The organism is Planctomycetia bacterium (assembly GCA_021413845.1).
Classification (GTDB): domain Bacteria; phylum Planctomycetota; class Planctomycetia; order Pirellulales; family PNKZ01; genus PNKZ01.
In genome coordinates this window covers 1-4,961 of the sequence record JAIOPP010000045.1, presented here as the reverse complement: position 1 = coordinate 4,961, position 4,961 = coordinate 1, and the positions used below count along the sequence as shown (strand labels likewise).

The window sequence follows — 4,961 nt, the reverse complement described above, 5'->3', positions numbered from 1 at the left end:
CCGACAGCGAGTGATCGCGTTTGCGCAGCTGCGTCAGGCCGTCGTCGATTCTCGCAGGGCAAGTCGAACGCCCGTCTCGGCTAAGTCGCCGAGGGGGAGTTGGAACACCGAATCCAGTTCGTGCCACTGGCACAGATCGGTTGAGCCGCTGGGCTCAGGCCGTAAATATCCCCCTACGACTTTCACGTGGTAGATGATCCGGATGCCGTGAAAGTCGTCGCTGCCCGAGGTGTCGTAGAGGGAATCGATCGCGGCGATCGACTGGGTTTCGACCAGCAGGCCGGTCTCTTCCTCGACCTCGCGGAGCATCGCCGCTTCCGGACTCTCGCCGAAGTTCAGCCCGCCGCCGGGCAGCGTCCAGCAACCTTCCCAGCGCGTCATTTCCTTCGAGAGCCGGCAAAGCAAGATGCGGTTCGCATCGCGAATCAGGGCATACGCGGAGACGCGTGATCGCTGCTGTCTCATGCTCCGGGCCGCTCCGCTGAATATGTCTGTTTGAGAAATCAAGGAGCGCCTGCCCACGCGGGCTTCGCATGTTGCGGATGCCCCGTCTTGCGAACTCACCTCGTTACGGCGAGGGGGCTCGCTTCGTCTCGATCCCTTCCGGCCAGCTCTCGCTCGGCTCGAAGCCGAGCAGTGTTTTCGTCGGTTCGAGGTCGTGATACGTGTGGTGGAGCGGCTTGCTTTGGGCGTACAGAATCGCGAACGGGATCGCCGGCGCACGCACCGCCGCAGCGAAGGATCGGCCCGCATCGCCCGGGCTCAGGTACACATCCTGGGCCCATTCCGAGGCGTCAATCTCTTGCACTTGCTCAGGCGTTCGCGGGCACCAGCCGAGGCGCACGACGATCACGCTCAGGCCGTGCGTCTCGGCGAAGCCGCGGCCGATCGACTCCAGAAACATCTTCGTCGCCGCATACCAATAGCGCGGGCTCGGCGGATCGACGGCGCGCACCGGCAGCGGGCCCGACTGGCGTTGATACCAGTTCACTTGCCCGCTGCTGGCGAGAATCAACCGCCGCACACCGCACGCGCGGGCCGCTTCCAGAACGTGGTACACGCCGACGATGTTGTTCGGCAACAACTGCGTGAGAAAGTTATCGCCGTCGTCGTCGGGCGTGGCGGCCAGATGAATCAACGTGCCGACATCGCGCATCGCCGCTCGCAAAGCGTCGGCATCCGTGATGCTCCCGACGACGCTATCGGCCAGGCCAGGCGTCGGCACGAGATCGAACCCACGCACCGGCATGCCGCAGGCGAGCAACTCGGCCACGACGGCCCGGCCGATACGCCCCGCCGAGCCGATCACGAGAACCGTTGCGTGCGTATCCATGAAGCGCGATCCCAGAAAACGAGAGGCCGACCGATCGTTCGCGAATCTATCAGACGCGCTGCGCGCGGAGAAGTGCCACCCGTTCGGAAGTCGTCGCTTCGGAAGCCGCTCGTTTGTAAATCGCAAGCGCCGCTTGCCGCTCTATCCGTCGTACGCTTTTTGCAGCGCCGCGATGTCGAGCTTTTTCATCCCCAGCATCGCTTGCAGCGCGCGTTGCGCTTTTTCGGCTTCGCCGGACGTGATCATTTTCGGCAAGATTTTCGGCGTGATCTGCCACGACAAGCCGAACCGGTCTTTCAGCCAGCCGCATTGCTGCGCGTTTTCGTCGCCGCCGGCGGTGAGCTGGTCCCAATAGCGGTCGATCTCGGTTTGCGTGTCGCACATAACTTGCAGCGAAACCGCTTCGGTGAACTTGAACATCGGTCCGCCGTTGAGCGCGGTAAACGCTTGACCATCGAGCTCGAAGGAGACGGTCATGACCGAGCCCGTCGGCCGGCCGTGGATTTCCTGGCCGGCGCCGCAGTAGTGCGTCATGGCCGTGATCTTCGAGTTCGGAAAGGTCTCGACATACAGCTTCGCCGCCGCTTCCCCTTGGTCGTCGAACCACAAACAGGGAACGATTTTATTTCCTTGTACGGTAGGCATGCACTTGCCGTATGGAATTGTCAAATTCGATGCGGCATACTGCGTGGCTTGCAACCGCTCTGCCGGCATCCCGCCTCGCCTTCCCATACGACTGCTTCTCAGGACCGACTCCATGCCCACGCCTGATTTCACGCGTCGACAACTTCTCGGCCTCGCCGGCTCCGCGAGCGGTGCGGCCCTGGCCGGGCCCTGGCTTAATCTGGTTGCCGGCTCTGCGACGAGCGCGCTCTTCGCCGCCGATCCACCGCCCGCGAAGCCGGCACCGGTCGTCCCTCCGCTCAATCGCTTGCCGCGCATGGTTCACGACTACTACGTGACGCAGATGCGCGATGCCGAACGGCGGGGCATCGAGCGCCGCGCCGCGCTCCGCACTCAGGCCGATGCCCAAGCGTATATCGCCGACGTCCGCACGCAGATCGCGAAGTCTTTCGGCCCGTGGCCCGAGCGCACTCCGCTCCACGCGCGCACCGTGAAGTCGATCGAGCGCGATGCGTACGTGATCGAAAACGTGATCTTCGAGAGTCGGCCGAAGTTCTACGTCACCGCGAATCTTTATCTCCCCAAAGGTCTCAAGGGCAAAGCGCCGGGCGTTATCGGCTCGTGTGGGCACTCGCACAACGGCAAGGCCTATCCCGTTTATCAATCGTTTGCGCAAGGGCTCGCGCGGCAAGGTTATGTCTGCCTTATTTTCGATCCGATCGGCCAAGGGGAACGCCTGCAACTCCCCGACGAACATCTCCATTCGCGCATCGGCGTCGGCGTGGCGGAGCATTGCATGGTCGGCAACGCGCAGTTCCTCGCCGGCGAGTTCTTCGGCTCGTGGCGCGCTTGGGACGCCATGCGCGCGCTCGACTATCTGCTGACCCGGCCCGAGGTCGACCCGCGCCACATCGGCATCACCGGCAACTCCGGCGGCGGCACGATGACCACTTGGCTCGCGGCCGTCGAGCCGCGCTGGACGATGGCCGCGCCGAGTTGCTTCGTCACTACGCTCCGCCGCAATCTCGAAAACGAGCTCCCCGCCGATACCGAGCAATGCCCTCCCGGTATCCTCGCCGACGGGCTCGACTACGTCGACTTTCTCGCCGTCATGGCGCCGAAGCCGATCGCGATTCTTGCGCAAGAGAAAGACTTCTTCGATGTGCGCGGCACGCTCGAAACCTTCGAGCGCTTGAAGGCCGTGTATAAGTTGTTCGGCGCGGAGGAGAACGTCTCCCTGCACATCGGCCCGGGCCCGCATGGCTACGCGCAAGACGCGCGCGAGGCGATGTACTCGTGCTTCAACCGCGCGACCGGCCTCGGCCCTTCGCCGGCGAAAGAGCCCAAGCTCACGATCGAAGACGAGGCCGTGTTGCAATGCACCGAGAAGGGGCAGGTCGCGGCGCTGGAGAGTCGCACGGTCTATTCGTTCACCAGCGAAACGGCCAAGCAATTCGCGGCTCAATACGCGAAACCGGCAAGAGCCCGGCCCGCCGGTGCCGCGCTGCGCGCCGCGGTCGAGGCCGTGTTGAAGCTGCCGGAGCGGCGCAAGACGGTCGACTTCCGCATTCCCCGCCCGCGCGCCGCGACGGGCTATCCGCTGCCGCACGCGACCACCTACTACGTCGAGACCGAGCCCGGCATTCAGGCCGTCGTGATTCGCCCGATCGCCGAGCGGCACCTCTCGCGCCCGCCCCGGCAAACGAATCGGGCCATCCTCTACGTGGCCCACGACTCGAGCGACGTTGAGCTCCGCGTGAAGGCTCCCGGTGGCAACGCTCAAGGCGGCGAGGCCTGGCTCGGCGAGCTCCTTGCTGCTGAGCCCGAGAGCACGCTCTATGCCGTCGACGTGCGCGGCCTGGGCGATAGCCGGCCGAACACGTGCGGCGAGAACAACTACGACACCCACTACGGCTGCGACTATTTCTACGCGAGCCACGCGATCATGCTCGATCGCCCGTACATCGGCGGCCGAACGTACGACCTACTCACGACGCTCGACTTCCTCGCCGACGTCGGGCACAAAGAAGTGCATCTAGTAGCCCGCGGCTACGGCACCCTCCCGGCCGCCTATGCCGCGCTGCTCGACGACCGGGTCGCACAAGTGACTTTCAAGAATGCCCTGACGTCGTACGCCGACGTAGCCGACAGCGACATCTACGCCTGGCCGCTGTCGTCGTTCACGCCCAACGCGCTGAAGACGTTTGACCTTCCGGACGTCTACGCGGAACTCGCATCGAAGAAGAAGCTCAAGCAAGTGGAAATGCTCGGGGCGAAGACGAAACCGGCGAAGGGATAGGTACGAGTTAAAACCCTTCTCCCGCCGGGAGAAGATGTCGGCAGCTGCCGACAGATGAGGGTACCTGTCGCGGCGGAGTGCGGATGGCGATTGCAAAGTCGACCCTCATCCGGCCTTCGGCCACCTTCTCCCCGAGGGAGAAGGGTTTTCGCGGTTCGTCGTCAGGCGTCGCTGAGCGGCATCGTATGGCGTCATTTCAAGCGCATTTGACTCGTGGGGATAGGCCTTCGTTGTTAATAAATCTGGGAACGGATAAGCTACTAAATTCACATTTGCAAGCAACGACGCATGAAGCTTCATATGGCAAAAAGAAAACCAAAGCAGACCTTAAAATCTGTTTACCGCGCCGAGCAATTTGCTCCTGCGGAATTTCCTAGCTACCCTCTGGCTTCCGCAGTCGAAGTCGCATCATTACTTTGGGACCCTTTTGAAGATGTCGCGACGTCAATCGACAGAATAGTGTTTGAGAGAGCAGAGGAAGAGTGGCAAACCCTCATCCTTATGCGGGACGCCGTTACGTATGGATTGATCAGTATTGATTATTCTTCAGGAACCGTCAGTCTTACGGATCTGGGCAGACGACTCGTTGCTCCTATTGCTGAAGGTCAGGATGACGATGCAAAGATCGAGGCGTTACTTTGCCCGCGATTGATGGGCGCTTTTTTCCTGAAGTACGATGGCGGTATATTTCCTCGCGAGAATATT

5 protein-coding genes are annotated in these 4,961 nt (G+C 62.4%); 2 read left to right on the top strand and 3 right to left on the bottom strand.

Annotation, left to right across the window (positions count from 1 at the left end):
- Positions 1 to 33 precede the first annotated feature (33 nt).
- From K8U03_08565 to K8U03_08555, 3 genes are all read right to left on the bottom strand, one after another.
- A complete protein-coding gene (locus K8U03_08565; protein ID MCE9604939.1) occupies positions 34 to 465 on the bottom strand; it encodes an NUDIX domain-containing protein in 432 nt (143 codons plus the stop codon).
- A gap of 103 nt (positions 466 to 568) precedes the next feature.
- Complete coding sequence (locus K8U03_08560) at positions 569 to 1,333, bottom strand: NAD(P)-dependent oxidoreductase (GenBank protein ID MCE9604938.1); 765 nt, start codon at positions 1,331 to 1,333, stop codon at positions 569 to 571.
- 141 nt (positions 1,334 to 1,474) lie between these two features.
- Positions 1,475 to 1,978 carry a VOC family protein gene (locus K8U03_08555; protein MCE9604937.1) on the bottom strand — a complete coding sequence of 168 codons (504 nt, stop codon included), beginning with the start codon at positions 1,976 to 1,978 and terminating at the stop codon, positions 1,475 to 1,477.
- Positions 1,979 to 2,090: 112 nt separating this feature from the next.
- On the opposite strand from K8U03_08555, the gene K8U03_08550 reads away from it, so the two are divergent.
- Both K8U03_08550 and K8U03_08545 read left to right on the top strand, forming a co-directional pair.
- Entirely contained in the window at positions 2,091 to 4,256 is a 2,166-nt protein-coding gene (locus K8U03_08550) for a prolyl oligopeptidase family serine peptidase (protein ID MCE9604936.1), read from the top strand.
- 288 nt (positions 4,257 to 4,544) lie between these two features.
- Positions 4,545 to 4,961: hypothetical protein (locus K8U03_08545; GenBank protein ID MCE9604935.1), on the top strand; the 417-nt coding region annotated here is incomplete at its 3' end.

Coding starts and splice junctions, on each gene's coding strand:
- K8U03_08550 (MCE9604936.1), top strand. CDS start 2,091: ATGCCCACGCCTGATTTCACGCGTCGACAACTTCTCGGCCTCGCCGGC.
- K8U03_08565 (MCE9604939.1), bottom strand. CDS start 465: ATGAGACAGCAGCGATCACGCGTCTCCGCGTATGCCCTGATTCGCGAT.
- K8U03_08555 (MCE9604937.1), bottom strand. CDS start 1,978: ATGCCTACCGTACAAGGAAATAAAATCGTTCCCTGTTTGTGGTTCGAC.
- K8U03_08560 (MCE9604938.1), bottom strand. CDS start 1,333: ATGGATACGCACGCAACGGTTCTCGTGATCGGCTCGGCGGGGCGTATC.